At 67.8% G+C, this 26,150-nt stretch carries 20 protein-coding genes; 14 read left to right on the top strand and 6 right to left on the bottom strand.

Features of this window, described 5'->3' with window-relative positions; translation table 11 throughout:
- Positions 1 to 97 precede the first annotated feature (97 nt).
- Genes G369_RS0105875 through G369_RS0105865 form a run of 3 tightly spaced genes read left to right on the top strand, consistent with a single transcriptional unit; the run spans position 98 to position 3,778 of the window.
- On the top strand, positions 98 to 979 hold the full coding sequence (locus G369_RS0105875; RefSeq protein ID WP_019653055.1) for a GNAT family N-acetyltransferase: 882 nt from the start codon (positions 98 to 100) through the stop codon (positions 977 to 979).
- Positions 976 to 3,297, top strand: coding sequence for a polyphosphate kinase 1 (ppk1, locus tag G369_RS0105870; RefSeq protein WP_020722961.1), 2,322 nt, complete (start codon positions 976 to 978; stop codon positions 3,295 to 3,297). Before G369_RS0105875 ends, ppk1 begins: the two co-directional genes overlap by 4 nt.
- Positions 3,298 to 3,316: 19 nt before the next feature.
- A complete protein-coding gene (locus G369_RS0105865; protein WP_026346220.1) occupies positions 3,317 to 3,778 on the top strand; it encodes a SixA phosphatase family protein in 462 nt (153 codons plus the stop codon).
- A 27-nt stretch (positions 3,779 to 3,805) separates the two neighbouring features.
- Here G369_RS0105865 and G369_RS0105860 read toward each other — a convergent pair whose 3' ends face one another.
- A complete protein-coding gene (locus tag G369_RS0105860) occupies positions 3,806 to 5,326 on the bottom strand; it encodes a Ppx/GppA phosphatase family protein (protein WP_019653052.1) in 1,521 nt (506 codons plus the stop codon).
- A gap of 261 nt (positions 5,327 to 5,587) precedes the next feature.
- Here G369_RS0105860 and pstS point away from each other — a divergent pair, with 261 nt between their 5' ends.
- From pstS to phoR, 7 genes are read left to right on the top strand one after another with little or no spacing between them, the layout of a single operon-like run.
- A complete protein-coding gene (pstS, locus tag G369_RS0105855; RefSeq protein ID WP_019653051.1) occupies positions 5,588 to 6,622 on the top strand; it encodes a phosphate ABC transporter substrate-binding protein PstS in 1,035 nt (344 codons plus the stop codon).
- Between the two features lie 30 nt (positions 6,623 to 6,652).
- Positions 6,653 to 7,735 (top strand): phosphate ABC transporter permease subunit PstC, encoded by a 1,083-nt coding sequence (pstC, locus tag G369_RS0105850; RefSeq protein WP_019653050.1) that lies wholly within the window; start codon positions 6,653 to 6,655, stop codon positions 7,733 to 7,735.
- Entirely contained in the window at positions 7,732 to 8,616 is an 885-nt protein-coding gene (gene pstA / locus G369_RS0105845) for a phosphate ABC transporter permease PstA (protein WP_019653049.1), read from the top strand. The genes pstC and pstA overlap by 4 nt, the downstream gene beginning before the upstream one ends.
- A gap of 19 nt (positions 8,617 to 8,635) precedes the next feature.
- A complete protein-coding gene (gene pstB / locus G369_RS0105840; protein WP_019653048.1) occupies positions 8,636 to 9,415 on the top strand; it encodes a phosphate ABC transporter ATP-binding protein PstB in 780 nt (259 codons plus the stop codon).
- Between the two features lie 16 nt (positions 9,416 to 9,431).
- A complete protein-coding gene (gene phoU, locus G369_RS0105835; protein WP_019653047.1) occupies positions 9,432 to 10,133 on the top strand; it encodes a phosphate signaling complex protein PhoU in 702 nt (233 codons plus the stop codon).
- Positions 10,134 to 10,161: 28 nt separating this feature from the next.
- Positions 10,162 to 10,854 (top strand): phosphate regulon transcriptional regulator PhoB, encoded by a 693-nt coding sequence (phoB, locus tag G369_RS0105830; protein WP_019653046.1) that lies wholly within the window; start codon positions 10,162 to 10,164, stop codon positions 10,852 to 10,854.
- Positions 10,855 to 10,898: 44 nt separating this feature from the next.
- Entirely contained in the window at positions 10,899 to 12,236 is a 1,338-nt protein-coding gene (gene phoR / locus G369_RS0105825; RefSeq protein ID WP_019653045.1) for a phosphate regulon sensor histidine kinase PhoR, read from the top strand.
- Between the two features lie 27 nt (positions 12,237 to 12,263).
- On the opposite strand, the gene G369_RS0105820 is transcribed toward phoR, so the two are convergent.
- From G369_RS0105820 to G369_RS0105810, 3 genes are all read right to left on the bottom strand, one after another.
- A complete protein-coding gene (locus G369_RS0105820) occupies positions 12,264 to 13,613 on the bottom strand; it encodes an MATE family efflux transporter (protein ID WP_019653044.1) in 1,350 nt (449 codons plus the stop codon).
- Positions 13,610 to 15,352 (bottom strand): membrane protein, encoded by a 1,743-nt coding sequence (locus G369_RS0105815; protein WP_019653043.1) that lies wholly within the window; start codon positions 15,350 to 15,352, stop codon positions 13,610 to 13,612. The genes G369_RS0105820 and G369_RS0105815 overlap by 4 nt, the downstream gene beginning before the upstream one ends.
- 79 nt (positions 15,353 to 15,431) lie before the next feature.
- On the bottom strand, positions 15,432 to 15,701 hold the full coding sequence (locus G369_RS0105810) for a type B 50S ribosomal protein L31 (RefSeq protein ID WP_019653042.1): 270 nt from the start codon (positions 15,699 to 15,701) through the stop codon (positions 15,432 to 15,434).
- Positions 15,702 to 15,882: 181 nt separating this feature from the next.
- On the opposite strand from G369_RS0105810, the gene G369_RS0105805 reads away from it, so the two are divergent.
- Entirely contained in the window at positions 15,883 to 16,941 is a 1,059-nt protein-coding gene (locus G369_RS0105805) for an oxidoreductase (protein WP_019653041.1), read from the top strand.
- Between the two features lie 132 nt (positions 16,942 to 17,073).
- On the opposite strand, the gene rho is transcribed toward G369_RS0105805, so the two are convergent.
- Both rho and trxA read right to left on the bottom strand, forming a co-directional pair.
- Positions 17,074 to 18,339, bottom strand: a complete 1,266-nt coding sequence (gene rho, locus G369_RS0105800) for a transcription termination factor Rho (RefSeq protein WP_019653040.1) — start codon at positions 18,337 to 18,339, stop codon at positions 17,074 to 17,076.
- Positions 18,340 to 18,526: 187 nt separating this feature from the next.
- A complete protein-coding gene (trxA, locus tag G369_RS0105795) occupies positions 18,527 to 18,859 on the bottom strand; it encodes a thioredoxin TrxA (RefSeq protein ID WP_019653039.1) in 333 nt (110 codons plus the stop codon).
- A 150-nt stretch (positions 18,860 to 19,009) separates the two neighbouring features.
- Here trxA and G369_RS0105790 point away from each other — a divergent pair, with 150 nt between their 5' ends.
- Genes G369_RS0105790 through G369_RS0105780 form a run of 3 tightly spaced genes read left to right on the top strand, consistent with a single transcriptional unit; the run spans position 19,010 to position 26,111 of the window.
- The gene (locus G369_RS0105790; protein ID WP_019653038.1) at positions 19,010 to 21,607 is read left to right on the top strand and encodes a PD-(D/E)XK nuclease family protein; all 2,598 of its coding nucleotides are present in this window, start codon (positions 19,010 to 19,012) and stop codon (positions 21,605 to 21,607) included.
- Positions 21,604 to 24,876 (top strand): UvrD-helicase domain-containing protein, encoded by a 3,273-nt coding sequence (locus G369_RS0105785; RefSeq protein ID WP_019653037.1) that lies wholly within the window; start codon positions 21,604 to 21,606, stop codon positions 24,874 to 24,876. Before G369_RS0105790 ends, G369_RS0105785 begins: the two co-directional genes overlap by 4 nt.
- Positions 24,873 to 26,111, top strand: a complete 1,239-nt coding sequence (locus G369_RS0105780; protein ID WP_019653036.1) for a TIGR03862 family flavoprotein — start codon at positions 24,873 to 24,875, stop codon at positions 26,109 to 26,111. The genes G369_RS0105785 and G369_RS0105780 overlap by 4 nt, the downstream gene beginning before the upstream one ends.
- Positions 26,112 to 26,150 lie beyond the last annotated feature (39 nt).

The raw sequence follows: 26,150 nt of genomic DNA, 5'->3' as shown, positions 1-26,150 counted from the left end.
CAGGGGTGATGCTGTAACAGCGTCACGCGCCTGCAATTTTCCTGACATGCCCGCTTCATCGCAGGTGCGGAGACTCGCTCGCAGAAAGGGTTTCCACATGAAAGAACTGCCCAACCCGACGTTTCCGCTTTCTCAGATCGGGCTCCGCGCGGCCTTGTGGCCTGCTCCTGCAGCCGGTGGCTCCACCGCTGCCGCCCGCCCGTCGGTGCCCCAGGCCCCTGCAGTCATCCTGCCCCAGGCCGTCGAATCCAGGCAAGGCATCACCGTCGGCTGGGCACGCCACGTCGATGACGTTCGCGCCGCACAGCGCCTTCGCTACGACGTGTTCGTCGGCGAGATGGGCGCCCGGGTCTCCTCGCCGCTGGCCGGCCACGACATCGACCTGTTCGACGACTTCTGCGAACACTTGCTGGTGCGCGACGAGCAGACCCAGCAAGTCATCGGCACCTACCGCGTTCTGACGCCGGCCCAGGCACGCCGGGTCGGCAGCACCTACAGCGATACTGAATTCGACCTCACCCGCCTGCGCGACCTGCGCGAGCGCATGGTGGAGCTTGGCCGCAGCTGCGTGCACCCGGACCACCGCCAGGGCGGCGTGATCCTCGCGCTCTGGGGTGCCCTGGCCGGCTTCATGCACCGCAACAAGCTGGACACGATGATCGGCTGCGCCAGCATCCCGATGTCACACAACGGTGTCACGAACGGCGACGCTGCAGCCAGCATCTGGCGTCAGGTTTCGGCCAAGCACATGGCGCCCATCCAGTACCAGGTGCAGCCCCGCCTGCCGCTGCCGGTCGAGCGCCTGGACAGCACGCTCGACGTGGAACCGCCGGCACTCATCAAGGGCTACCTGCGCCTGGGCGCGAAGGTGCTCGGCGCCCCGGCCTGGGACCCGGATTTCAACGCTGCCGACCTGCCGATGCTGATGCGCATCGACGACCTGCCGGCGCGTTACCGCAAGCACTTCCTGGGTTCATGAAGCCGGCGGCTGACCGGCCCGAGACAGGGCCGCTCGCTTCCTCGCCTGGTGCCCTCGGCCGCCAGACCGCTGGCGCCGAGGCGTCACCGAATAGTCATGGAACTGTCACAAGAGGGGCTGACACTGTCATATTTCAGCCTGTGTTCCCTCCTGTGTCGCCTGCTTCAGAATCAGTGTCCATGTCACCCGCTTCCGCCAACCCGTCTCCCGAGGTTGCGGCACCTGCTTTCACGTTGCTGGACCGCGACCACAGCATTCTTTCGTTCAACGAGCGCGTGCTCGACTGGGCGCATCGCAAGGAAGTGCCGCTGATCGAGCGCCTGCGCTACCTGTGCATCGTTTCGTCGAACCTCGACGAGTTCTTCGAAGTCCGCGCCGCACCTCACCTGATCGCCGGCAGTGCGGGCGACCACAAGGGCACCTACACGGTCGAATCGTTCGAGCGGCTCGCGGAGGCGGCCCACAAGCTGGTGGCCCGGCAGTACGCGCTGTACAACGACGAGCTGATGCCCACCTTCGCGACGCACGGCATCCGCATCATTTCGCACGGCGAGCGCAATCCCGCCCAGCGCAAGTGGGTCAGCGAGTATTTCGAGCGCGAGGTGCGCCCGCTGCTGATCCCGGTCGGGCTCGATCCGGCGCATCCTTTCCCGCAGGTGGCGAACAAGTCGCTGAACTTCATCGTGCGGCTGGGCGGCAAGGACGCCTTCGGGCGCGAGAACCCGATCCAGATCGTCAAGCTGCCGCGCGTGCTGCCGCGGCTGATCAGGATGCCGGCCAAGGTGTCGGAGGGCAAGACGCTCTTCGTGGCGCTTTCGAGCGTGGTGCGCGCGCATCTGAGCAGCATGTTCCCGGGGCGCGAGGTGGGCGACTTCTCGCAGTTCCGCGTGACGCGGCATTCCGACCTGGCCGTGGACGAGGAAGACGTCAAGAACCTTCGTACCGCGCTGCGCCAGGGCCTGCAGCACCGCCACTACGGGCAGGCCGTGCGCCTCGAGGTCTCGGCGAGCTGTGCCGAATCGCTCGCGAGCTTCCTGCTGGCGCAGTTCAACCTGCCGCCCCAGGCGCTGTACCGAGTGCACGGCCCTGTGAACCTGGCCCGCCTCACGCAGCTGGCGGACCTGCTCGACGAACCTCAGCTGCGCTTTCCGCCGTATCGCGCCTCGTACCCCGTCACCCTGTCGCCTGGCCAGTCGTTCTTCGAGCAGTTGCAGCGCGGTGACGTGCTGATCCACCAGCCCTTCGAGAGCTTCGAGGGGGTGCTGGCATTCCTGCGCGAGGCGGTGCAGGACCCCCAGGTGCTGGCGATCAAGCAGACCATCTACCGCACGGGCGCCGATTCGGAAATGATGGACCTGCTGCGCGAAGCCGTTCGCCGCGGCAAGGAAGTCACGGTGGTCGTGGAGCTGAAGGCCCGCTTCGACGAGGAAGCCAACATCAACTGGGCCGAGATGCTCGAGTCGATCGGCGCCCAGGTGGTCTATGGCGTGGTCGGCCTCAAGACGCACGCCAAGATGCTGCTGGTGACGCGGCGCGAGGGCAAGCAGATGCGCCGCTATGGCCATCTTTCCACGGGCAACTACAACCCGCGCACCGCCAGGCTCTACACCGACATCAGCCACCTCACGGCCGATCCGCTGCTGACGGCCGACATGGAGGCCGTGTTCGTGCACCTGGCAAGCCAGAGCCGCCTGCCGAAACTCAACCGCATGTGGCTGGCGCCGTTCGACCTGCACAAGAACATCGTCGCGCAGATCGATACCCTCGGCGTGGCCGCCGCGGCCGGCCAGCCGACCCGCATCGTCGCCAAGATGAATGCGTTGACCGACGACGAGATCATCTCCTCGCTGGTCCGTGCCGGCCAGAAGGGCGTGAAGATCGACCTGATCGTGCGCGGTGCCTGCACCTTGCCTGCGCAGGTGCCGGGCGTCACGGACAACATCCGGGTGCGCTCGGTCATCGGCCGTTTCCTGGAGCATTCGCGGGTCTTCTACTTCCGCAATGGCGAAGACGAATCGCTCTATCTGTCGAGCGCCGACTGGATGAACCGCAACATGATGCGGCGCGTCGAGCTCGCGTGGCCCGTGACCGACCCCGGACTGCGCCAGCGATTGATCGACGAATGCCTGGTGGCCTACCTGCACGACGGCCGCGACGCCTGGGACCTGGGCGCCGACGGCACCTACACGCGCGTCGACCACGATACGCACGCGGCCGAGGCCGGTTCCTCACCCGCCGTCGAGGCCCACGGCGCTCAGGCGGCGCTCATGAACCGCTACGCATCACGAGGGCATCTCAGAGATGCATCCGGCAACTGACGATCGAAAGACGATGACCATGGACTTGATCTTCTGGCGCCACGCCGAAGCCGAGGACTGGACCGAGGGTTGCGACGACATGCAGCGCTCGCTCACCGCGCGCGGCGAGAAGCAGGCCAAGCGGATGGCGGCATGGCTCGACAGGCAGCTGCCGGACGGCACGCGCATCATCTGCAGCCCGGCGCGGCGCTGCGAGCAGACCGCGCTGGCGCTGGGCCGCAAGTACAAGCTGCGTTCGGAGCTTGCTCCCGACACCACCGCCGAGGCGATGCTCGGTGCGGCCGGCTGGCCCAATGGCAAGTCGGTGGTGCTGATGATCGGTCACCAGCCTTCGGTGGGGCAGGCGATCTCGCTGCTGCTCGGCCTGAAGCAGGACAGCTGCCCGGTGCGCAAGGGTGCGCTGTGGTGGATCCGCACGCGCGAGCGCGACGGCGACGTGCAGACCGTCGTGGTGACGGTGCAGTCGCCTGAACTGCTCTGACCAGCCGTATCGGAAGGCGGGAAGGGCTCAGCAGCCGCTGAGCTCGACCCGCCAGCTGCTGGTCTTCTGCCAGGCCAGCACTTCCTCGCGCAGCAGGTGCGCCGATTGCGGATACGCCTCCGCCCAATCCGGGGCGCAGGCGATGGTGAAGGCCCGTGCACCGAGCGCCGCAAGATGAAGCGCCTGCGGATCGGGGTCGCGGCGCGCATGGCACAGGATCACCGCGAGCCGCAGCGCCAGCAACTGCATCACGAAGGTCTCGTCGTCCAGCGAGGCCTCGAGCTTGCGTAGCTTGCCGCGCTGGCCCAGCACCAGCTGGGCCAGGGCATGGAGTTCGTTGACCGCGAAACCCGGCGCATCGGTGTTGTCGAGGATGTAGGCGCCGTGCTTGTGATAGTCGCTGTGCGACACGAGCGTGCCGATCTCGTGCAGTTGCGCGGCCCATCCGAGCTTGCGCAGCGCGCGGCCGGCCCGGTTGGTGGTGCTGCCGCCGCGCGCGGCCGGTGCCAGCTGCACGAAAAGGGCTGCGGCCGTTTCGCCCACGCGCCGGGCCTGCGCCGGATCCACCGCGAACCGGGTGGCCAGCCGCGCCACGGTGGTGGTGCGCATGTCGGCGACGCTTTCGTCGCGTTCCAGCAGTTCGTAGAGCACGCCATGGCGCAGCGCGCCCTGCGCGACCTTCATTTCGTCGATGGACAGGAGATCGAACACCGCACGCAGCACGCTCAGGCCGCCGCCGATGACTGCCTTGCGGTCTTCGCGCATGCCGTCGATGCGCAGCTTGTCGGCGCTTCCGGCCTTGAGCAGGCGGTCGAGAAGCCAGTCGAGGCCCGCTCGGGTGACCAGGCCGGGGTCACCGCCGGCAGCCGCAAGCACGTCGCCGACCGCACCGATCGTGCCCGAGGCGCCGTAGGCCACATCCCACTGGTCGCGCGCGTAGCTGCCGAGCGCGTCGTCGAGCACGGCCTTGGCGGCGACTTCGGCCGCGCGGAAGGCGCCCTGCGTGAAGAGGCCCTCGCCGAAGTGCTTCATGGACCACGCGACGCTGCCCACGCGGTAGGACTCCATCCGGTCGGCGACCAGGGCGCGGCCGATGATCATTTCGGTGGAGCGCCCGCCGATGTCGATCACCAGCCGGCGTTCGCGGTCGGAGGCGTCGTTGTGCGGCAGCATGTGCGCCACGCCCTGGTAGATGAGGCGGGCTTCCTCCCGCCCCGGGATCACGTCGATGCCGAAACCCAGAATGGTGCGCGCGCGCAGCAGGAATTCTTCCCGGTTGCGCGCCTCGCGCAGGGTCTGCGTGGCCACGGCCCGGACCTGCGAGCGCTTGAAGCCCGCCAGGCGCTCGCCGAAGCGGGCGAGGGCGTCCCACCCGCGCTGCATGGCTTCCGTGGTCAGGTTGCGTGCGCTGTCCAGGCCGTTGCCCTGGCGCACCGTTTCCTTGAGGTATTCGGTCCGGTGGATCTGGCCGTGGTCGACCTGTCCGATTTCGAGCCGGAAACTGTTCGACCCCAGGTCGACTGCCGCGAGGCGGGTGCCGTTTTGCATGTGTTCTGAAAGAGAGGGCGGGGATTCTTCGCGTTTCGATCGTAGCGCCGTGACGGGGCGCGCCGCCCCCGGAACCTGCAGCGGCGAGTTTCGAGAGGCTAGGCACAACAAATGACTGTTATGTGACAGCGTCACACGAAACACCGGTGCCGGAAAGGCATTTTCCCTCGATGGAGGGGTGTCACATTGATGTCATAGAAGCTTTCTAGAGTCCGTCCCAAGCCCGAAAGGGACTACTTCTTACTTCTAAAAGGAAGCTTCATGAAAACGACGTTCAAATTTGCAACAGCCGGTCTCGTGGCCGCGATGTTCTCCATTTCCGCCTTCGCACAAGACGTGACCGGCGCAGGCGCCAGCTTCCCGGCACCGCTGTACGCCAAGTGGGCTTCCGACTTCAACAAGGCCACCGGCGTCAAGATCAACTACCAGTCGGTCGGCTCGGGTGCCGGCATCAAGCAGATCGAAGCCAAGACCGTCGATTTCGGCGCTTCGGACGCTCCCCTGAAGGACGACGAGCTCCAGGCCAAGGGCCTGCTGCAGTTCCCCACCGTCATCGGCGGCGTGATCCCCGTGGTCAACATCCAGGGCGTGAAGCCGGGCGAGCTGAAGCTCAACGGCCAGGTCCTGGGTGACATCTACCTGGGCAAGATCACCAAGTGGAACGACCCCGCCATCAAGGCGCTGAACGGTTCGCTGAACCTGCCCGACGCCGCCATCGCCCCGGTTCGCCGCGCCGACGGTTCGGGCACCAGCTTCCTGTTCACCAACTACCTGAGCAAGGTCAACGCCGAGTGGAAGTCCAAGGTCGGCGAAGGCACGGCCGTGAACTGGCCCACCGGCGCGGGCGGCAAGGGCAATGAGGGCGTCGCGGCCTTCGTGAACCGCCTGCCGAACTCGATCGGCTACGTCGAGTACGCCTACGTCAAGCAGAACAAGATGACGTACGCCCAGATGCAGAACGCCGCCGGCACCTTCGTGTCGCCCGACGACTCGGCATTCAAGGCCGCCGCCGCAGGCGCCGAATGGAACAAGAGCTTCTACCAGGTGCTGACCAACCAGGCCGGCAAGGATGCATGGCCCATCACCGGCGCCACCTTCATCCTGATGCACAAGGTGCAGGACAAGCCCGCCAACGCGGCCACCGTGCTCAAGTTCTTCGATTGGGCCTACAAGAGCGGCGACAAGACGGCCGACGAGCTCGACTACGTGCCGATGCCCGACGCCGTGAAGGCCACCATCGCCAAGGCATGGGGTGAGGTGAAGGACTCGTCGGGCAAGGCCGTCGCGTTCAAGTAAACCTACCCACCAGTCCAGAACGGCGCGCCCATGAGCAACTCTTCGCTCGAGGACGCGCCGCTTTCGTCTTTGCCGGAGCGACCCGTGTCATCCACCTTTCCCGCCGCCACCACCTCCCTCGACCTCGCGGCCGAGCGCGGTCGTGCCACCGCACCTCCGCCGCCTGTGAAGGCACCGCGTTCCGGCCCGATGGCCGACCGGCTGTTCGGCTGGGCCGCCAAGGGCGCCGCCTTGCTGACGCTGGCGATGCTCATCGGCATCCTGCTGTCGCTGGTTGCCGGCGCCTGGCCTGCCATCTCGAAGTACGGCCTCGGCTTCCTCACGAGCAGCGTGTGGGATCCGGTCAAGGACGAGTACGGCGGCCTGGTCATGATCTACGGCACGCTGGCCACCTCGATCATCGCGCTGGTGATCGCGGTGCCGGTGAGCTTCGGCATCGCGCTCTTCCTCACCGAACTCTCGCCCAGCTGGCTCAAGCGTCCGCTGGGCACGGCCATCGAACTCCTGGCTGCGGTGCCCTCCATCGTCTATGGCATGTGGGGCCTGCTGGTGTTCGGGCCGATCCTGTCGACCTGGGTGCAGCAGCCGCTGCAGAAGCTTCTTTCCGGCGTGCCCTACCTCGGCGCGCTGGTGTCCGGCCCGCCGGTGGGCATCGGCATTCTTTCGGCCGGCATCATCCTCGCGATCATGATCATCCCGTTCATCGCTTCGGTGATGCGCGACGTGTTCGAGGTGACCCCGCCGCTGCTGAAGGAGTCGGCCTACGGGCTCGGCTCCACCACCTGGGAGGTTGTTTCCAAGGTGGTGCTGCCCTATACCAAGGCCGGCGTCATTGGCGGCATCATGCTCGGCCTCGGCCGGGCGCTGGGTGAAACGATGGCAGTCACGTTCGTGATCGGCAACATGAACCAGCTCAACTCCCTTTCCGTGTTCGAGGCTGCGAACAGCATCACCTCGGCACTCGCCAACGAATTCGCCGAAGCCGGCGCCGGCCTGCACCAGGCCGCGCTGATGTACCTCGGCCTCGTGCTTTTCTTCATCACCTTCGTCGTGCTGTCGCTCTCCAAGATGCTGCTGGCCCGTATGAAGAAGAGCGAAGGAACCAAGTCGTGAGCACCGCCCAGAACCTTCTCGTGGCCAAGGCACTGGCCGAAACGCGCCAGGCCAAGTTCGCCGCGCGCAACCGCGTCAACAAGATCGCGCTCACGCTTTCGCTCGCCGCGATGGCCTTCGGCGTGTTCTGGCTGATCTGGATCCTCTGGGAAACGCTGCGCCAGGGCGTGGGCGGCCTGGCCATCGCCACGTTTACGCAGATGACGCCGCCGCCGAACGAGGCGGGCGGCATCGCGAATGCGATCTTCGGCTCGTTCGTGATGGTGATGCTGGCCACCTTCGTGGGCACGCCCATCGGCATCATGGCCGGCATCTACCTGGCCGAGTACAACCCCAAGGGCCTGCTCTCTTCGGTCACGCGCTTCGTCAACGACATCCTGCTGTCGGCGCCGTCGATCGTGATCGGCCTGTTCGTCTATGCCGTGGTGGTGGCCTACTTCAAGACCTTCTCGGGTCTTGCCGGTGCCATCGCACTCGCGCTGATCGTGATTCCGGTGGTCATCCGCACCACCGAGAACATGCTGCAGCTGGTGCCGCCGGGCCTGCGCGAAGCGGCCTACGCGCTGGGCACGCCGAAGTGGCGCGTCATCACCAACATCACGCTGCGCGCCGCCCGCGCCGGTGTGGTCACTGGTGTGCTGCTGGCCGTGGCGCGCATTGCCGGCGAAACCGCGCCGCTGCTCTTCACTGCGCTGAACAACCAGTTCTGGACCGCCGACGTGAGCCAGCCGATGGCCAGCCTGCCGGTCACGATCTTCAAGTTCGCGATGAGCCCCTACGAGAACTGGCAGCAGCTGGCATGGGCCGGCGTGTTCCTGATCACGATCGCCGTGCTTGCCCTCAACATCCTGGCGCGGGTCCTGACGCGCAACAAACATTGAATCCGGAAGAAGACAACAAATGCCAAACACTGTCGCACAACCGACGCGCTCGAAGATCTCGGTCAAGGACCTGAACTTCTACTACGGCAAGTTCCACGCGCTCAAGGGCATCAACCTCGAGATTCCCGAGAACAAGGTCACCGCCTTCATCGGCCCTTCGGGCTGCGGCAAGTCGACCCTGCTGCGCACCTTCAACCGCATGTTCGAGCTCTATCCGGAGCAGCGTGCCGAAGGCACCATCGCGCTGGACGGGGAGAACCTCCTCACTTCGAAGCAGGACGTGGCGCTGATCCGCGCCAAGGTCGGCATGGTGTTCCAGAAGCCGACGCCGTTCCCGATGTCGATCTACGACAACATCGCCTTCGGCGTGAAGCTGTTCGAGAACCTCTCGGCCAGCGAAATGGACGATCGCGTCGAATGGGCCCTGAAGAAGGCGGCCCTGTGGACCGAGGTGCGCGACAAGCTGCAGCAAAGCGGCTCGGGCCTGTCCGGCGGCCAGCAGCAGCGCCTGTGCATCGCGCGCGGCATCGCGATCAAGCCCGAAGTGCTGCTGCTCGACGAGCCCTGCTCGGCGCTCGACCCGATCTCGACCGCGAAGATCGAGGAGCTGATCGCCGAACTCAAGAACGAATACACGGTGGTCATCGTGACGCACAACATGCAGCAGGCCGCGCGCTGCAGCGACTACACCGCCTACATGTACCTCGGCGACCTGATCGAGTTCGGCGCGACCGAACAGATGTTCTTCAAGCCGCAGCGCAAGGAGACCGAGGACTACATCACCGGCCGTTTCGGTTGAAGTCAAAGGAGACAACATGACCGAGAAACATCTCTCCAGCCAGTTCGACAGCGAGCTCAACGGCGTTTCGTCGCGCGTGATGGAGCTCGGCGGCATGGTCGAGTCGCAGATCAACCAGGCCGTCTATGCACTGCTGCAGTTCGACCCCGAGGCGGCCAACCGCGTGATGGAAACCGAGCACCGCGTCAATGCGATGGAGATCGACATCGACCGCGAACTGTCGTCCATCATCGCGCGCCGCCAGCCGACCGCGCGCGACCTGCGCCTGCTGATCGCCATCAGCAAGACGACCGCCAACCTCGAGCGCGTGGGCGACGAGGCCAACAAGATCGCGCGCATGGTCAAGTCGATCATCGAGAGCGGCGCCGCCCGCCAGCTGCCGACCACCGAGCTGCGCATCGCCGCCGACCTCGCCGCGGGCCTGCTGCGCAAGGCGCTCGACGCCTTCGCACGGCTCGATACGGCAGCGGCCGTGTCGATCCTGAAGGACGACGACCTGATCGACAAGGAGTTCGACGGCTTCGTGCGCAAGCTGGTCACCTACATGATGGAAGACCCGCGCACCATCTCGGCCAGCCTGGACCTGCTGTTCCTGGCCAAGGCCATCGAACGCATCGGCGACCACGCGAAGAACATCGCCGAATTCATCATCTACATCGTCAAGGGTGCCGATGTGCGGCACACTTCGATGCAGGAAATCGAGTCCGCGCTGCAGTAACGGCTGCGGCAAGACTCCCAAGAAAAGCATGAAGAAACCCCGAGTCCTGATCGTCGAAGACGAGTCCTCGATCGCCGAGCTGATCGCCGTCAACCTGCGCCACAACGGCTTCGAGCCGATCTGGTCGGAAGATGGCGTCGCGGCCCAGCGCGAGATCGACGCCTTCCTGCCGGATCTGATCCTGCTCGACTGGATGCTGCCGGGCCAGAGCGGCCTGCAGCTCGCGCGCCAGTGGCGCAAGGACCCGCGCACCAAGGCCATCCCGATCCTGATGCTGACCGCGCGCGGCGACGAACCCGACAAGGTCGCCGGTCTCGACGCCGGCGCCGACGACTACATCACCAAGCCGTTCTCCACGCAGGAAATGCTCGCCCGGATCCGCGCCGTGCTGCGCCGCCGGGCGCCGGAAGTGGTCACGGAGCGGGTGGAGATCGGCGAGCTGGCCCTCGACACCTCCACGCACCGCGTGACCTGGCAGGGCAATGCGCTGAAGGTCGGCCCGACCGAATTCAAGCTGCTGGCCTACCTGATGCAGCATGCCGAGCGCGTGCACAGCCGTGCGCAGCTGCTCGACAAGGTGTGGGGCGACCACGTCTACATCGAGGAGCGCACGGTCGACGTGCACGTCAAGCGCCTGCGCGAATCGCTGGGTGCCGCCGCGCCGATGGTCGAGACCGTCCGCGGAGCGGGCTACCGGCTGACCGCCCAAGTCACGGTTTGAGCGCCGTGGCTTCCCTTGGCCGCGGGCGCGGATAATCGCCCGCCATGCCTTTCCGCATCGCTACCTTTTTAATAGCGTCCCTGGCAGCAGGCGCGGGCGCCGCCGGCATCTTCGGCTGGAAATTCGGCTGGCTGGGTGCCTGGCTCGGCGCGGTGATCTGGCTGGCGCTGGATGCGTGGCGCGCCGATCGGCTGCTGCGCATCCTGCGCAACGACGCTGCCGGCCTGCCATCTCGCTGGCCGGGTGTCTGGGGCGAACTCTCCGAGCGCATCCGCAAGCTGCTGCGCGACCGCGAGCAACAGACCCGGCAGGCCGAAGATCGCCTGCAGGAGTTCCTTGCGGCGATCCAGGCGTCGCCTAACGGCGTGGTGCTGCTCGACGAGCAGGGGCGCATCGAATGGTGCAACCAGACGGCGGCCAGCCAGTTCGGCATCGATGCCGAGCGCGACCTGGCGCAGCATCTGGCGAACCTCGTGCGCGATCCCGCCTTCGTCGCGTACCTCGCGTCCTGGAACTACAGCCGCGACGTCGTCATCGACGGCCCGGGGCTGGGCCATGGCCACCAGCGCAGTCATCCGGTACGGCTCTCGGTGCAGGTGCACCCCTATGCCGGCAACCGCCGCATGCTGCTCACCCGCGACATCACCGCGCTCGAGCAGGCCGAGGCGATGCGCCGCGATTTCGTGGCGAACGTGTCGCACGAGATCCGCACGCCGCTGACGGTGCTGGCAGGCTTCGTCGAGACGCTGCAGAACCTGCCGCTCGATGCCGACGAGCGCACGCGCTATCTGTCGCTGATGGGGCAGCAGTCCCACCGCATGGAGACGCTGGTGAACGACCTGCTGACGCTGTCGCGGCTCGAAGGCAGCGCGCCGCCCTCGGGCAGCCAGTGGATTCGCATTCGCGCGCTTTTCGCGCAGTGCGAGGACGAGGGGCGCGGCCTCTCGGGACGGCTGACGCCGCAGGGGCACCGCCTGTCGTTCACCGTGGAAGCCGAGTCGGAGGTGTCCGGCGCGCCGACCGAGCTGCAGAGCGCGATGTCGAACCTGCTGAGCAATGCCATCCGCTACACGCCGGGTGGCGGCGAAGTCGCCGTCAGCTGGCGGGTGCTGCCGGACGGGCGCGGCGAGTACGCCGTGAAGGACACGGGCCCCGGCATCGCTGCGGAGCACATTCCGCGCCTCACCGAGCGCTTCTATCGCATCGACCGCAGCCGCTCGCGCGAAACCGGCGGCACGGGGCTGGGACTGGCGATCGTCAAGCACATCGCCCAGCGGCACGGCGCGGAGCTGCGCATCGAGAGCACCGTCGGCAAGGGGTCCCGCTTCGCGCTGGTCTTTCCGGCGGCGCGCGTGCGGGAAGCGCGCGTGATGGCCAGGTAGGCCCTCGGGGCCTTCTTCGCCTTCCTGCTACTTGCGTTTCGCGCGCCGGCGCATCGTCCAGCGCAGCAGCGCGCCGAACAGCAGGGCGGTCAGTGCGAGCGCCGCGGCGCTCATGATCCAGAACGCCAACGGCGACTGCATCGCCTCCCACGGGCCGAGGCCACGATAGGCGAGCAGGTAGCTGCCGCCCAGGCCCACGCCCCACAGCATCGTGCAGTAGATCACCAGCGGCGCGAGCGTGACCCGGTAGCAGCGCAGCACGAACACGCAGAAGGTCTGCACGGCATCGGCCACGTGATAAGCCGCGACGGCGAGCAGCAGCGATGCCGCCATCGCGATGACGGCTGGGTTGTCGGAATACACGTTGGCGAGTTCGTCGCGCAGCACGACCATGGCCGCGGCATAGACAAGCGCGCACAGCGCGGTCAGACCGAAGCCCTTGCGGCAGGCGAGCCGCGCCTTCGCTTCATCGCCGGCACCCAGCCAGAAGCTCACGCGGGCACTGGTGGCGATGCCCAGCGACAGCGGTGTCATGTAGGCCACCGCCAGCAGGTTCGACGCGATCTGGTGCGCCGCCGCTGCGGCGGTGCCGAGCCGGGCGATGAACAGCGCCATCAGCGTGAACGAAGTGACTTCGACCAGCACCGCCAGGCCGCCGGGCACGCCGAGTCGCGCGAACTTCCGGATCTGCTGCCAGTCGGGCGCCTCGATGCGCTTCCAGAGACCGTAGTCGCCATAGAACGGCCGGTTGCGCAGCAGCCAGACGGCGCAGCCGAGCATGGTCCAGTTCACGCACAGCGTGGCCCAGCCGCAGCCCACCAGTCCCATGGCCGGGAGGCCCGCGCCACCGAAGGTGAACCAGATCGACAAGGGCAGCTTCACGCCGAGTGAGCCCAGCTGCAGCCAGGTCACGAGCTGAGGCCTGCCCAGGCTCTGGTTGAGCGTGCTGAACAGGCGAAAGAGAAGGGCGGGCGCCAGCGCGAAGGCCAGCACCGCGAGGTAGGCCTCGACTTCGCCGCGCATCTCCGCGGGCACCTGGGTCCATCGCAGGACCGACCCTGGCAGCAGCAGGATCGCCATTCCGATGACGATGGCGATGGCCGCCAGGTACAGCGATTGCCGCACCGACCGGCCCACCTCGCCGCCGCGCCCGCCGCCGTGCAATTCGGCCCAGACCGGCAGCAGCGCCTGCAGCACGCCCATCAGGGACACGTAGACGCTGACGAAGACCGCGGCGCCGACGGACAGCGCGGCCAGCGCATGCTCCGAGTAGCGGCCCGCGATGATGGTGTCGGTCACGCCGAAGGCCATCACCGCCAGCTGCCCGACGAGCACCGTGCCCGCGTGCCGCGCGATCAGGGCACGTTCGCTCCTCACTGCGGCGTGATCTTCTGGTAGAGCAGGAGGTCGTCGGCCGCGCTGCTCGGGCGGCGCAGCGTGCCGGCGAAGCGCCACTGGTCGAACGGGATGATGGTGTGCAGGCGCTCGATCGTCTCGGGGCTGGCCAGCAGCCATGGGCAGTCGGTGCCCAGCAGCAGCGGCTGCACGTTGAAGTTGCCGTGATGGCGCAGCGCCGCGATGTGCGGTCGGCTCAGCGCCAGTTCCGCGATGCAGCGCGGCTGGCCCACGCGCTCGGCCACGGCGCGGATCTGCGGCACGTAGCTGCGCGCATAGTCGATCGGCGGCAGCCACAGCGTCATCAGCAGCATCCAGCAAAGCGCGGTGCCGCCGGCCGGCAGCACCAGCGTCTTCCAGAGCGCGGCGCGGTGCCGTCCGGTGCGCCAGCGCACCAGCCAGCACCAGGCGATCGTGGCGGCCACTGCGAGCACCACCGCGATCGGCGAGAACTCGGGCACGAAGCCGGGCACCAGCCGCGCGACGCTGGCCGCGGGTTTTGGCGGCACACCCGTCTGCATCGCGATCCAGTAGATCCAGCCCAGCACGGCGAGTCCGCTGAAGAAGAGAACGTTGAACCAGTCGATCAGCGCGGAGGCGCTGCGCCTGAAGGTGGGCAATGCGAACGCCGCGAGCGTGGCGAAGGCAGGCAGGGCCAGCAGCAGCGAGCGGTCGGAGTAATCGGTGGTCCAGGTGGCGGCCAGCGGTACCAGCGCGAACCAGAAGGGCAGCGCGACGTGGCGCGCAGTGAGCTGCCGCCGCCAGCGCCACAGCGTCCAGATGGCGAGCGGCCAGACCGGCCATGTGAACCAGACCAGCAGCTTGGCCTGGCCGCGCAAGTCACTCACCAGCGTGTTGCCCATCACGGTGATCTTCCACGTCGGCAGCTTCAGGCTGAAGACCAGTACCGCGGCGAGCGCGGTGATGCCGATCATCGTGAGAAGGCCCCCCCGCGTGTAGCCGGGGCCGACGCTTTCATCGTCGATGCCGAAGTCTTCGCCGGCGGACCTCGCCGCCAGCCTGCGCTCGTACGCGACGTAGATCACGCTGCCGATGGCCAGCGCGAGCCCGACGGTGGGCGCGCCGCTCAGGGTGATGCCCAGGGTGCCCACGGTGAGCGCGATCACCGGGCCGGCCCGGCGATAGGGCAGGGCGGCCACGCCATAGAAGAGGCTCGAAGAGAAGAAGAGCTGGGCCAGCGCGGGCGTGGTCTCGTGGCCGAGCTGCGCGAGGCCGAGGCAGGCGATCAGCGCGAGCAGGCCGCCGTCGGCGATCGCACGCGCATAGTCGGTCGGCCGGGCCTCGCCGCCGAAGGCGAAGGCCAGGGGCTGGGCCCGCGCGGTGCGGGCCAGGTAGTACACCGCATACCAGGTGGCGGTGAAGGTGCCCCAGAGCAGGAAGGCGAACGCGACCCGGACGGCCAGGTCCGGGTTGACCCACGAGGGGGCGATCTTGATGGCCAGTGCGCCGATCCAGTACGGAACCAGCGCCGGCGTTTCCGGACGCAGGCCCAGCAGCATCGGATCGAACCAGCGCGCGATGCCTTCGGTGCTGTGGGCCAGTTCGGCCATGTAGCCGAAGGCGGTGATGTCGGCGCTCTTCCAGGGGCCCCGGCCGACCAGCCCCGGTAGCAGATAGGCCGCACAGAGCAGCAGCAATGCGATGCGCGGAAGCCGGCGCACGGCGCTCTGGGCAACGATCGCGGGGGTGGGCTGGTTCAAGTGGACGGAAGAGGCAGGAGCGGGAAAGAAAAAGGGCAGCGCGGTAAACCGGGCTGCCCTCGACGCAAAAGCGCGTACCTTACTTCGAGGCGGCGCCGGTGGTCTTGCCGAAGCGGTTGCGGAACTTCTCGACGCGGCCGCCCATGTTGTCGACCGACTTCTGCGTGCCGGTGTAGAACGGGTGCGATTCGCTCGTGGTATCGAGCTTGAACAGCGGCAGCTCACGACCGTCGTCGGTCTTGCCCATTTCCTTGGTGTTCGCGCACGAACGGGTCACGAACTTGAAGCCGTTCGACATGTCGACGAACAGGACTTCGCGGTAATTCGGGTGGATGCCTTCTTTTGCCATGGTGTTTCCTTTTGCGCTTTTGGAATCAATGCGCGGTCGATGCGAGAGCCACCAGCGTGCCATCAGTGGCGCGCTGCCCGGGGGAGACCCGAGGAGCCAGGCGAAGCTGCCTGACCGCACTTTTCGCGGAGCCAGCGATTATCGCATACTGCCCCATTTTCGAGCAAACCGAAGGCGCCCAATGACTTCCAGCCCCCTGCGCGCGGGCCTCGTCGGCTATGGATTTGCCGGCCAGACCTTCCACGCCCCCGTTCTTTCGGCCGTTCCGGGGCTGGAGCTGGCGGCCGTGGCCAGTTCGCAGCCGCACAAGGTGCATGCAGACTGGCCCGGCGTGGCGGTCGTGCCGGATGTGTCCGCGCTTGTGGCCCGTCCCGACATCGACCTGATCGTGGTTGCCACGCCCAACGCCCAGCACCATCCGGTCGCCAAGGCGGCGCTGGAGGCTGGCAAGCACGTCGTGGTCGACAAGCCCTTCACGCTCGACGTGGCCGAAGCGAGGGAGCTCGAATTGTTGTCACGGCGCAACAATCGGCTCCTGGCGGTCTACCAGAACCGCCGCTTCGATTCCGATTTCCTGACCCTCAAGGAACTCCTCGCTTCCGGCGAGCTGGGTCGCCCTGTGTACCTGGAGTCCCATTTCGACCGTTTCCGCCCCGAAGTGAAGGAGCGTTGGCGCGAACAGGCGGTGCCTGGCGCGGGCCTCTGGGTCGATCTGGGTTCCCATCTGGTCGATCAGACGGTGCAGCTTTTCGGCCGTCCCGACACGATCCAGCTCGACACGGCGGTCCTGCGCGACGGCGCCGTGGTCGAGGACTATTTCCATGCCGTGTTGCGCTATGAGACAGGCTCGCACGCACCGCTGCGCGTGGTGCTGCATTCGACGACGCTGGCGGCTCACGCGGCGCCGCGCTACATCGTCCACGGCACGCTCGGGAGCTACGTCAAGCACGGCGTCGATACGCAGGAAGACGCTCTGCGTGCCGGGCAGCGGCCGCCCGCCGAAGGGTGGGGCGCCGATCCGCTGGACGGAGAGCTATCGCTGGCAGGGCCCGGCGGGACCTTCACCAGGCGAAGCATTCCCACGCGGGCCGGCAACTACGTCGACTATTACGCCGCGGTTCGCGATGCCATCCTCGGGCAAGGCTCCAATCCGGTGCCGCCCGAGCAGGCTGTCGCCCTCATGGAGTTGCTCGACCTCGGCCGCCAAAGCGCTCGAGAGGGCCGAGCGATCCGCACATGAAAAATGCCCGCACAAGGCGGGCATTCATTCGTGGGGTGCCACTGATCCGGCTCTGCCGGTCAGTCGGCACCGCCCCCGACAGGGGGCAGGCGTAGCGACACCAAGTGCACGCAGCCTGGAGGCGGGCAACAGTTACCCGCCGCGACGCATCATGTCGAAGAACTCGACATTGGTCTTCGTCGCCTTCATGTTCTTGAGCATCAGCTCCATCGACTCGATCTCGTCCATGTTGTACATGAGCTGGCGCAGGATGCGGGTCTTCTGGAGGATCTCGGGCGCCAGCAGCAGTTCCTCGCGGCGCGTGCCGCTGCGGTTGAGCTGGATCGAGGGGAACACGCGCTTCTCGTAGAGGCGGCGGTCGAGGTGGATTTCGGAGTTGCCGGTGCCCTTGAACTCTTCGAAGATCACTTCGTCCATGCGGCTGCCGGTGTCGATCAGTGCGGTGCCGATGATGGTCAGCGAGCCGCCTTCCTCCACGTTGCGCGCCGCGCCCAGGAAGCGCTTGGGACGCTGCAGCGCGTTGGCGTCGACGCCGCCGGTCAGCACCTTGCCCGACGAGGGCACGACGTTGTTGTAGGCGCGGGCCAGGCGGGTGATGGAGTCGAGCAGGATCACCACGTCCTTCTTGAGCTCGACCAGGCGCTTGGCTCGCTCGATGACCATCTCGGCCACGTGCACGTGGCGCGCGGCGGGCTCGTCGAAGGTCGAGGCAATGACCTCGCCCTTCACCGTGCGCTGCATTTCGGTCACTTCCTCGGGGCGCTCGTCGACCAGCAGCACCATCATGTGCACGTCGGGATAGTTGGCGCTGATGGCGTGGGCGATGTGCTGCATCATCACCGTCTTGCCGCTCTTGGGCGGCGCCACGAGCAGGGCGCGCTGGCCTTTGCCGATGGGGGCGATGATGTCGATGATCCGGCCGGTGATGTTCTCGTCGCCCTTGATGCCGTCCCGCTCGAGCCGCATCTGCTCCTTGGGGAACAGGGGCGTCAGGTTCTCGAACATCACCTTGTGCTTGTTCTGCTCCGGCGGCCCGTTGTTGACCTTGTCGAGCTTGGTCAGCGCGAAGTAGCGCTCGCCGTCCTTGGGCGTGCGCACCTCGCCTTCGATCATGTCGCCGGTGTGCAGGTTGAAGCGGCGCACCTGGCTGGGCGAGATGTAGATGTCGTCCGTGCTGGCCGTGAAGCTGGTGTCGGGGCTGCGCAGGAAGCCGAAGCCGTCTGGCAGTATTTCGAGCACGCCGTCGGCGAAGACCTGCTCGCCGGCCTTGGCGCGCTTCTTGATGATCGCGAACATCAGCTCCTGCTTGCGCATGCGGCCAACGTTTTCGATCTCAAGCGCTTCAGCCTGCTTGAGGACTTCAGACACGTGGAGTGCCTTGAGTTCGTTTAAGTGCATGGAATGACCCCTCGTGGGGCAATCGAACGGAAAACGGGGGGAGGTTGGGTGTGAAGCGAGAACTGCTTCACCAACCGGGGAACTCGAACCGGTTGCCTCTATGCAGAAGGACCGGTGAACTGGAAGAGATTATGACAGGAAAAACGCGCCGGCCAACGCATTGCGCGCTGGCCGGTTCAAATGTCGCTCAGGCGAGCTGCTGGTCGATGAAGGCCGTGAGCTGAGCCTTGCTCATTGCGCCGACCTTGGTGGCGGCCAGTTGGCCGTCCTTGAACAGCATCAGGGTGGGGATGCCGCGGATGCCGAACTTGGCGGGGATGTCGCGGTTCTCGTCCACGTTGAGCTTGGCGATCTTCAGCTTGCCTTCATAGGCGGTCGACACCTCGTCCAGGATGGGGGCGATCATCTTGCAGGGGCCGCACCATTCGGCCCAGTAGTCGACCAGTACGGGCTGGCTGGACTTGAGCACGTCGGCCTCGAAGGAGGAATCGGAGATGTGTTTGATGAGTTCGCTGGCCATGTGTGAATCCTTGTGCGCAGAGAGTTTCGGTGCAGCTAAAGTGCTGGTCATTGTGACAGAAACCAAGGGGTGGCGTTCCGAATGGAGACGCTATGGCAGCGATAGCCAAAGCCCTTGCGCGAAGCGCTCCATACCCCTCGACAGAACGACATGAACGATGGCCACCCCGTGCAGGCCCTTTGGTGCGACCCCGCCGACGGCATCGTCGCGCGGATCGTCCGCGCTCTCGTGGAGCGCGAACTGCATGCCGCCCGCACCGTGGTGCTGGTGCCCTATGCGCAGCTGATGGGCGTGGCGCGGGCCATGTGGGCGCGCTGCGGCAGCCCCGGCTTCGTGCCTCGCTTCGAAACCACCCACAACTGGGCCCGCAGTGCGGGCGGCTTCGTGCCCATGGGCTACGACATCGCCCACGACATGGCGCGCGACTTGGTCACGGCCCAGGCGCTGCTGTCGCAGGCGGGCTTCCATGCGGAGCGCTTCGCCCTGGCCGGCCGGGTCGTCGAGCTCGCCTATCAGCTCGGCCCCCTGGCTGCCGCGGTAACGCCGGAAGAGCGGGGCGGTGAATGGGCTCTTCGCGCCGCCAGCGTGGCCGATGCCGGCAGCGAGTCGGAGTGGTTCCGCATCGAGAGCGCGCTGATCCGCATCGCCGTCGCATGGACCTCGACCTCGGGCTACGCCACCGACGTGCTGCAGCGCGAATCCACGCGGGCCCAGGTCGATGGGCTGATCGTGCTGGAGGGCTTCCAGGCCGATGCGCTCACGCAGTCGCTGTGCAAGCTCTGGGGCGACCGCGCGCTTCATCTTTCGCTCGTGCCTTCGGGGACACCCATTCAGACATGTGCCTCGCACGTCGCCCTGGACCCCGAGGACGAGGCCGAGCTTGCCGCCGCCTGCGTGCTGCGCCATCTCGCCGAAGACCGTGCTCCCGTCGCGCTGGTGGCGACCGATCGCGCGCTCACGCGCCGCATCAGCGCCCAGCTCGCCGCGCAGGGTGTCGTCACGCACGACGAAACGGGCTGGAAGCTCTCGACGACGCGCGCCGCCGCCACGCTGATGAGTGCGCTGCGCGCCTGCGCCCATGACGCTTCCAGCGACCAGGTGCTCGAATGGCTCAAGAGCGGCGCCGAGGGCGATTCGCCCATCGTCCATTCGCTCGAGGCCCGCCTGCGTCAGGAGGCGATGCGCGACTGGTCGACCTGGTGCAGCCTGATGGCCCGCAGCGAGAAGTCGAAGGACACCGCGCTGCTTGTGTTCACCGAGGCCATCGAGGCCCGCCGTGCGCCCATGGCCCGCGCGCGCCCCCTGGCCGAGTGGTTGCGCGCACTGCGCGAGCTGCTGGAGGCCAGCGGCCAGTGGGGCCTGCTCGAAGAAGACCTGGCCGGCGGCAAGGTGATCGGTGCGCTCTGGCTCGACGCCGGCGCGCATGGCGACGACGAAGACGAGTTCCCCGGCGGCCGCCACACGCTGGCCGAGTTCACCGCCTGGGTCCGCGACGTGCTCGAGGACGCCAGCTTCGTGCCCCCGGCAGGCGACCAGTCTCCCCGGGTCGTGGTGCTGCCGCTCTACCAGCTGCTGGGCCGGTCCTTCGGCGCCGTGGTCATCCCGGGCTGCGACGATCGCCGCCTGCCTGCATCGCCCGAACCACCCGGCAACTGGAGCGCTGCCCAGCGCCTCGAACTCGGACTGCCATCGCGCGAGGCGCTTGAAGCCGCCCAGCGCGCGGCCTGGGCCGCGGCGCTGCACAACCCCTCGTGCGAGCTGATCTGGCGCCATTCCGACGCCAGCGGCGAGCCCGTGCGGCCCAGCCCGCTGGTGCAGGCGCTGCAGCTCGACCACACGCTGCAGCCCTCGGCCGACCCGCGCGCGCCGCGCGAGGTGGCCCTCAGACCGACCGGATACCCGACGCCCTCCGGCGCACTCCTGCCGCTGCAGAACATCTCCACCAGCGTGTACGAGGACCTTCGCCGCTGTCCCTATCGCTTCTTCGCATTGCGCCAGCTGGGCCTGCGCAGTGCCGACGAGCTCGATGCCGAGGTCGACAAGCGCGACTTCGGCAACTGGCTGCATGCCGTGCTCGGCCACTTCCACGAGGCGCTGGCCGAGGCGCCGACGCAGGATGCGCAGGAGCGCATCGTCCTCATCGAGGAGGCTGCCCGCCGCTCTACGCAGGAACTCGGGCTTTCCGACGCGGAGTTCCTGCCTTTCGCCGCAGCATGGCCCGCCGTGCGCGACGGCTACCTGAACTGGCTCACGGGGCACGAGGCGAGCGGCGCGGTATTCGCCGAGTCCGAGCCCTGGAAGGAGCAGCCGCTGGGCGACCTGCGCCTGATCGGCCGGCTGGACCGCATCGACCGCATGCCGGACGGCCAGGCCTTCGTGATCGACTACAAGACCGAGTCCGCCACGGTGAGCAAGGAGCGCGTGAAGGACCCCACCGAAGACACCCAGCTGGCCTTCTACGCCGCTCTGGTGGCCGACGACACCCTGCGCGCGGCCTACGTGAACGTGGGCGAGAAGGCCGCCGGCACGCAGACCGTCGAGCAGCCGGCCGTGGTCGAGGCGCGCGATGCGCTGGTGGCCGGCATCATCGAGGACTTCAGGCGCATCGGTCAGGGCGCGTCGCTGCCGCCGCTGGGCGAAGGCGCGGTCTGCGAGTACTGCGCCGCACGCGGCCTGTGCCGCAAGGACTTCTGGGACGAGGCGGCGCCGCCGCCGGGCGTCGAAGCTGCCGGAGGCGACACCCAATGAACGGCGCAGCCTACGAACACAACGGCCGCCACGTCACGCGCGAGGCCTTCTACACCGTCGCCTGCGATCCGCGCCGCTCGGTGGCAGTGGAAGCCTGCGCCGGCGCGGGCAAGACCTGGATGCTGGTCTCGCGCATCCTGCGTGCGCTGCTCGAGGAAGGCGAGGCTGCCTGCGAGCCGCACGAGATCCTGGCCATCACCTTCACGAAGAAGGCCGCGGGCGAGATGCGCGAGCGCCTCGACCAGTGGCTGGAGGACTTCGCCGAACGCCCGCAGGAAGACCTGGTCGCCCAGTTGGTGATGCGCGGCATGGAGCCTGCGGCGGCATCGGCCGCGGTGCCGCGTCTCAAGGGCCTCTACCGGCGCCTGCTCGAAGGCGGGCGGCCGGTGCAGTTCCGCACCTTCCACGCCTGGTTCGCGGGCCTGCTGCGCAACGCGCCGCTCGCCGTGCTGCGGGAGCTGGGCCTGCCCTCGAACTACGAACTGCTCGAGGACGACGCGGAGGCGCGCAGCCGCACGTGGCGGCCTTTCTTCGAGGCCGTGACCGCCGACAGGGAGGCGCTGGCCGACTACTACGCCGTCGTCGCCACGCACGGCCGCTCGCAGACGGCCAAGGCGCTGGGCGAGGCGCTGTCCAAGCGCGTGGAGTTCTCGCTGTCCGATGCGGAGCACGCGGTGCAGCATTTCAGCGCGATGTACCCGGCGCTCGAAGGACTGGACGAGCCGACCGACTCATTGCGCGGCGAACAGGTCCGCCGACGCTGGCTCGACCGCGCCTCCGCCCTGGGCCGCGAGAGCAACAAGACGCCGCAGAGGGCCGCCGAGGCCATCATCGACGTGTTCGGCACGGGAGAGCCGGCCGGCGATGCGCTGGTCGCCGCGCTCGCCCATCTGCGCAAGAACTTCTTCGTGGCGACGGAGGACCGCCTCAACAAGAACCTGCAGAAGTTCCCCGCTGCGCAGGAGGCCGAGGCCGAACTTCAGGTGCTGTGCGCTGCGCAGTCGCAGCACGCCGCCTGGCTCTACCAGCAGCGCATGACGCGCCTCACGCGCCTGCTGATCGCTGCCTTCGCCGACGTGAAGCGCGCGCACGGCTGGGTCGACATGAACGACGTCGAACAGGCGGCGCTGCTGCTGCTGGGCCAGTCGGCGCTCTCGGGCTGGGTGCAGGAGCGGCTCGACGCGCGCATCGCGCACCTCTTGATCGACGAGTTCCAGGACACCAATCCGCTGCAGTGGCAGGCGCTCTACGGCTGGCTCAGCGCCTACACCGGTGCGCAGGGCCGTGCGCCGCGCGTGTTCATCGTGGGCGACCCGAAGCAGAGCATCTACCGCTTCCGCCGCGCCGAGCCTCAGGTGTTCATCGCCGCGAAGAGGTTCGTGCGCGAAGGGCTCGACGGCGAGCTGCTGAACTGCGACCACACGCACCGCAACGCGCAGTCGGTGGTCGGGCTGGTCAATGCGGCGATGCTGGCGGCGCAGGAAGCCGGCGAGTTCGACGGCTACCGCGCCCACACCACCGAGCGCCGCGACGACGGCGAGCTGCTGCACCTGCCGGCCATCGACCGCGACGCGGTCGGCGGCGATACGGCCGAAGCAGCGCCCGCCGACGACGGCATGCTGCACTGGCGCGACAGCCTCGTCACTCCGCGCGTGCTGCCCGAGGAGCAGCTGCTGCAGAAGGAATGCGAGCAGGCCGCGCGATGGGTCGCGCAGCGCATCGCCGACGGCACGCAGCCCAGCCGCATCATGGTGCTGGCGCGCCGGCGAAGCCGGCTGTCGGCCATGCAGGAGGCGCTGCGCCAGCGCCACATTCCCGTGCAGCAGCCCGAGAAGAACGACTTGTACGACGCCCCCGAGGTGCAGGACGTGGTCGCGCTGATCGACGCACTGGTGTCGCCCGCGCACGATCTGTCTTTGGCGAGGGCACTGAAGTCGCCGGTGTTCGGCATTGGCGACGAGGCCCTGGTGCAGCTCGCGCTGCGTCAGCGCGAGCGCGGCCCGGTGAGCTGGTTCTCGCTGATCCAGAAGGACGCGAGCCTGCCGCCCGTGCTCGTCGAGGCGGGCGTGAGGCTCAAGCGTTGGCAGCGCTGGCTGATGACGCTGCCTCCCCACGACGCGCTCGACGCGATCTTCCACGACGGCGACCTGCTCGCGAAGTTCGGCGCTGCCGTTCCCGCCGCCATGCGGCAGGGCGCGCTGGCCAACCTGCGCGGCGTGCTGTCGGCCTCGCTGGACATCGACGGCGCGCGCTTCGTCACGCCCTATGCGCTGGTGCGCGCGCTGCGCGCCGGCGGCGTGCGGGCCCCGACCGTGACCGCACCCGAGGCGGTGCAACTGCTGACCGTGCACGGCGCCAAGGGGCTGGAGGCCGACACCGTGCTCATGCTCGACTGCGATGCCCCGCCGCCGCGCGCCCAGACCATGGGCGTGCTGGTCGAGTGGAAGGGCAGCGACAGCGCGCCGACGCGCTTCATCTTTCTGGCGAGCGAGAAGACGCCGCCGGCCTGCGCCGCTTCGCTGCTCGAGGAAGAACAGCGCGCGCGCCATCGCGAAGAGCTCAATGGCCTCTACGTCGCCGTCACGCGGGCACGCGAGCGGCTGGTGCTCTCGTCGGTGAAGCCTGCGCGCGCCAACGAAGGCAGCTGGTGGTCGCGCCTGCAGCCGCTGTGCGAGCCGACCGAGGCCGACGAGCCGCTGGTCGCGCTGCCGGCCGAAACCGTCGCGGCGAGCTTTTCGATGAAGCGCATGCCCGAGGCGCCCGAGCCCGCGGAAGAGCCGCCCGCGAAGAAGGCCTCGGGTGCCACGACCACCACCGTCGACGCCCGCGCCGCTGCCTTCGGGCAGGCCATGCACCGCCTGCTCGAATGGGCGGTACCGGGCGAGCCGCTGCCGGCGGCGCACGTTCGTGCCGCCGCCCGCGAATTCCTGCTCGATGCACAGCAGGCGCGTGGTGCCGCCGCACTGGCCCAGCGCATCCGCGCGGGCGAGGGGGCCTGGGTGTGGGACGATCGCAGGGTCGACTGGCATGGCAATGAAGTCACGCTGGTGCACGAGGGCGAGACCCTGCGCATCGACCGGCTGGTGCGCGAGCGCGACAGCGGCGTCTGGTGGGTGCTCGACTACAAATCCGCGGCGCGCCCCGAACGGGACGCCGCGCTGATCGCACAGATGCAGCGCTATCGCGCGGCAGTGCAACATGCCTATCCCGGTGCCAGCGTGCGTGTCGCGTTTCTCACCGGGCAGGGCGAACTGGTGAATCTCGAATGAATCTTTCCCCGACCGTCGCCGTCATCGGCGGCGGACCCGCCGGCCTGATGGCGGCTGAAGTATTGAGCGCCTCGGGCGCGCAGGTGCACGTCTACGACGCGATGCCCTCGGTGGGCCGCAAGTTCCTGCTCGCCGGCCGCGGCGGGCTGAATCTCACGCACTCCGAGCCCTTCGATGCGTTCATGAGCCGCTTCGGCGAGCGCCGTGCGCAGCTGGAGCCGATGCTCGCGCGGTTCGGGCCGCAGCAGGTGCGCGAATGGGCGGCCGGCCTTGGCATCGAGACCTTCGTGGGCACCTCGGGGCGCGTGTTTCCGACCGACATGAAGGCCGCGCCGCTGCTGCGCGCCTGGCTGCATCGGCTGCGCGCGGCGGGCGTGCAGTTCCACATGCGGCACCGCTGGGTGGGCGACGAGGCCCTCGATCCGGCTTCGCTGCGATTCGCGACACCCTCGGGCGAGGTGACGGCCAGCGCCGATGCCGTCGTGCTGGCACTCGGCGGAGCGAGCTGGGCACGGTTGGGTTCCGATGGCGCGTGGGCTCCATGGCTGCAGGCGAAGGGGGTGGATGTCGCGCCGCTGCAGCCCGCCAACTGCGGCTTCGATGGGGCGGGCTGGAGCGAGCATTTCTCCAGCCGCTTCGCCGGCCAGCCCTTCAAGTCGGTCGCGATCTCGTTCACCGACAGCCACGGACGCCACTTCGCGCGCAAGGGTGAGTTCGTCGCGACCGCGACCGGCATCGAGGGCAGCCTGATCTACGCGGCGTCGGCCCTGCTGCGCGACGAGATCGCCGAAAAGGGAAGCGCGACGCTGCTGCTCGACCTTCTGCCCGATCGCAGCGCCGAGCAGGTGCTGGCGGCCGTGAAGCATCCGCGCGGCGCGCGTTCGCTCAGCAGCCATCTCAAGAGCAGGCTGGGCCTGGAAGGCATCAAGGCCGGCGTGCTGTACGAGGCGCTGAGCCGTGAGGCGATGCACGACCCGCAGGAGCTTGCTTCAACCATCAAGGCAGTGCCGCTGAAGCTCGTCGCAGCTCGGCCGATCGACGAGGCCATCAGCACCGCGGGCGGCGTGCGCTTCGATGCGCTGGATGCGCAGCTCATGTCGAAGGCGTTGCCAGGCGTGTTCGTGGCGGGAGAGATGCTCGACTGGGAAGCGCCGACCGGCGGCTACCTGCTGACCGCTTCGATGGCCAGCGGCGCTGCGGCTGCGCGAGGCGCCATCCAGCGGCTGAGCCTTTGAAGGCCTCAGCGCCGGATTCTTTGCTGGAAATTTGTTTTT

Source organism: Variovorax atrisoli 110B, from assembly GCF_000382045.1.
Taxonomy (GTDB): domain Bacteria; phylum Pseudomonadota; class Gammaproteobacteria; order Burkholderiales; family Burkholderiaceae_C; genus Variovorax; species Variovorax atrisoli.
Note: the sequence above shows the minus strand (reverse complement) of the source record. Positions and strands in the feature narration are given on the sequence as shown.

Bases quoted from the DNA above. Each gene is read 5' to 3' on its own strand.
- pstC (WP_019653050.1), top strand. From the start codon at position 6,653: ATGAGCAACTCTTCGCTCGAGGACGCGCCGCTTTCGTCTTTGCCGGAG.
- phoB (WP_019653046.1), top strand. From the start codon at position 10,162: ATGAAGAAACCCCGAGTCCTGATCGTCGAAGACGAGTCCTCGATCGCC.
- G369_RS0105860 (WP_019653052.1), bottom strand. From the start codon at position 5,326: ATGCAAAACGGCACCCGCCTCGCGGCAGTCGACCTGGGGTCGAACAGT.
- G369_RS0105790 (WP_019653038.1), top strand. From the start codon at position 19,010: ATGAACGATGGCCACCCCGTGCAGGCCCTTTGGTGCGACCCCGCCGAC.
- G369_RS0105785 (WP_019653037.1), top strand. From the start codon at position 21,604: ATGAACGGCGCAGCCTACGAACACAACGGCCGCCACGTCACGCGCGAG.
- phoR (WP_019653045.1), top strand. From the start codon at position 10,899: ATGCCTTTCCGCATCGCTACCTTTTTAATAGCGTCCCTGGCAGCAGGC.
- G369_RS0105780 (WP_019653036.1), top strand. From the start codon at position 24,873: ATGAATCTTTCCCCGACCGTCGCCGTCATCGGCGGCGGACCCGCCGGC.
- G369_RS0105810 (WP_019653042.1), bottom strand. From the start codon at position 15,701: ATGGCAAAAGAAGGCATCCACCCGAATTACCGCGAAGTCCTGTTCGTC.
- G369_RS0105805 (WP_019653041.1), top strand. From the start codon at position 15,883: ATGACTTCCAGCCCCCTGCGCGCGGGCCTCGTCGGCTATGGATTTGCC.
- pstS (WP_019653051.1), top strand. From the start codon at position 5,588: ATGAAAACGACGTTCAAATTTGCAACAGCCGGTCTCGTGGCCGCGATG.
- phoU (WP_019653047.1), top strand. From the start codon at position 9,432: ATGACCGAGAAACATCTCTCCAGCCAGTTCGACAGCGAGCTCAACGGC.
- G369_RS0105865 (WP_026346220.1), top strand. From the start codon at position 3,317: ATGGACTTGATCTTCTGGCGCCACGCCGAAGCCGAGGACTGGACCGAG.
- pstB (WP_019653048.1), top strand. From the start codon at position 8,636: ATGCCAAACACTGTCGCACAACCGACGCGCTCGAAGATCTCGGTCAAG.
- G369_RS0105875 (WP_019653055.1), top strand. From the start codon at position 98: ATGAAAGAACTGCCCAACCCGACGTTTCCGCTTTCTCAGATCGGGCTC.
- trxA (WP_019653039.1), bottom strand. From the start codon at position 18,859: ATGGCCAGCGAACTCATCAAACACATCTCCGATTCCTCCTTCGAGGCC.
- ppk1 (WP_020722961.1), top strand. From the start codon at position 976: ATGAAGCCGGCGGCTGACCGGCCCGAGACAGGGCCGCTCGCTTCCTCG.
- rho (WP_019653040.1), bottom strand. From the start codon at position 18,339: ATGCACTTAAACGAACTCAAGGCACTCCACGTGTCTGAAGTCCTCAAG.